The 1,952-nt window shown below is 38.1% G+C and carries 2 protein-coding genes; both read right to left on the minus strand.

Features of this window, described 5'->3' with window-relative positions:
• Window positions 1–833 (minus strand): hypothetical protein (locus ACFXI3_RS47065; protein WP_378408747.1); only part of this gene is annotated, 833 nt, incomplete at its 3' end.
• A gap of 90 nt (window positions 834–923) precedes the next feature.
• Complete coding sequence (locus ACFXI3_RS47070) at window positions 924–1,097, minus strand: hypothetical protein (protein WP_375839303.1); 174 nt, start codon at window positions 1,095–1,097, stop codon at window positions 924–926.
• Window positions 1,098–1,952: the final 855 nt, after the last annotated feature.

The following is a 1,952-nucleotide window of genomic DNA, read 5'->3' on the forward strand; positions in this document are numbered from 1 at the left end:
TTCTCGTAGTGTGGTTTTGCCGAACCCACTACTTTTTTTATGTCTCCGAACTTCATTTCTTCCCGTTCCGGCTTAACAATCCCTTTTGATTTTCGATACATATTCATTCCGGAAGGATACATGTGCAGCCGTCCGCCTTTTAAAAATTTCTTTTCCCGACCTTCTACGATCTTTGTTTGCACCTCACAGCCCTCTGAAGCCACTTTTAAGGCTGTTTCCCTGTCTTGGACATCTTCTAGGTCTATATCAGTCAAATAAGCGCTCAAATAGGCTCCTATGTTGTCTATATCCTTTAATGACTTGATTGTTACAAATCCTAAACCCCATAGACTCCTTAATTCAGCATTTTTAATATAAATCTTATCCAAATCATTAAAGCGCATTAAAACATGACAATGCCAGGCTCCACGTCCTTGTGGCTCTACCACCGATAAATAATCTATCGAACTTTCTTTCTTGTATTTATAACGCAACCTGTCGATAAAATTTTGAAAATCACTATAAAGTTTTTTCGTGTCCGTCATATTTTTCTTGTATGTCAAAGTTATATGTAATTCATTTGGCCGTCCTATAAAATTGTTATTTATCAAATAACGCAGCTTCTTAAAGGTTTGTCTCAAAGAATTATAATTTTCCTGCCGATTTTCCGAATGCTCGAACTCCCGGATCTCCCCAGTAGAGAGGTCTACAAACCTATCCTTGTCCAATTTTTTGATATTATTTTTCCGGTTCATCTTCTCCATATGCTGAACTTCAATGACGTGATTCATAGTGGTCACTTTTACAACATCATTTGGAGCTATGAAAACCGCGTCACCATTGCGTTTATCCATCCATTTCCCCTCAATTTTTCCTGTAATGTTTAATTAAAATCAAGTTAATAATAAAGAACCCCAAATCCGAAGTCAGTTTTTCAACAAAAATTAGCGTCCTTTTCCCAAATAGTCCCTATACAATTCCTTAATAGCAAACTCAATTACAGCATCTTTTGAAACTCTTCCAAATTCATTGTGTTTTGTAAAATGTTCGGCTAATAACTCTAGCTTTTTAAATGTTTCAACAGTAATTCGAGGTCCAATTTGTTTTTTCTCTTCCATCCAAACACACTCCTAACAAGTTGTTAACATAATTCTAACATTGGAAATAATAGAATTCAAGAACAGAAAAAAGAAGCACACTCGGAATGATATTTCGTTTCCTTTTGATTCCGAGCCTCCACCCCTTACAATCCCCAAAGGCAACCGACAAGGGAAAATTCGTCCCTTATCGGCACCTCCGGAAATTGTACAGCAAGGGGTCACTCCCAATAAAAAGACTACGACATATAAAACAGGTTTAGCTTCAGAGAAAAAGAGCATAAGGAAACTCGGTGCCACCCTAAAAAAAAGGGTGTCAAACAGGCTGTGCCTGTTGAGTTTCTATGCTCTTAGAACAGGTGCCGTTTTTGAAGCCAAAGATATAGCATAGATACCCCATAGATATAGCAGGGATATACCAAAATATCTCTAGAGATACGGGTATCTATGCTATATCTCTCTACAAGATTCCTCCACACGCTTGACGGAAATGCTTCAGCATTTTAGCACTCACTCGACAGAGTGTATAAGTGCGCCATTCGGAATTTCAAAGCTTCAAATTTCACAGAGAGTGCCCATTTATACACACCCCCTAAATCGTGGTGTGACAATGGGTTCTCGCCGGCTCGAAATCGGTTTGTCATTCTGACAAATAACCCTTCGGGAAATAAAAAAAACGGCTCCATAAAGAGGAACCGTTTTGCTTCAAAAATCACGTTTTGTGTTATACTGGAGAAACGAAATTGTGTTTTCAAAATTGTCATTTTCGACATGATAACTTTTCTCGTAGTGTGGTTTTGCCGAACCCACTACTTTTTTTATGTCTCCGAACTTCATTTCTTCCCGTTCCGGCTTAACAATCCCTTTTGATTTTCG

This window comes from Amycolatopsis sp. NPDC059235, assembly GCF_042754125.1.
Taxonomy (GTDB): Bacteria; Actinomycetota; Actinomycetes; order Mycobacteriales; family Pseudonocardiaceae; genus Amycolatopsis; species Amycolatopsis albidoflava.

What these genes read in the sequence shown, in the direction of transcription:
- ACFXI3_RS47070 (WP_375839303.1), bottom strand. Translation starts at nt 1,097, where the DNA reads ATGGAAGAGAAAAAACAAATTGGACCTCGAATTACTGTTGAAACATTT.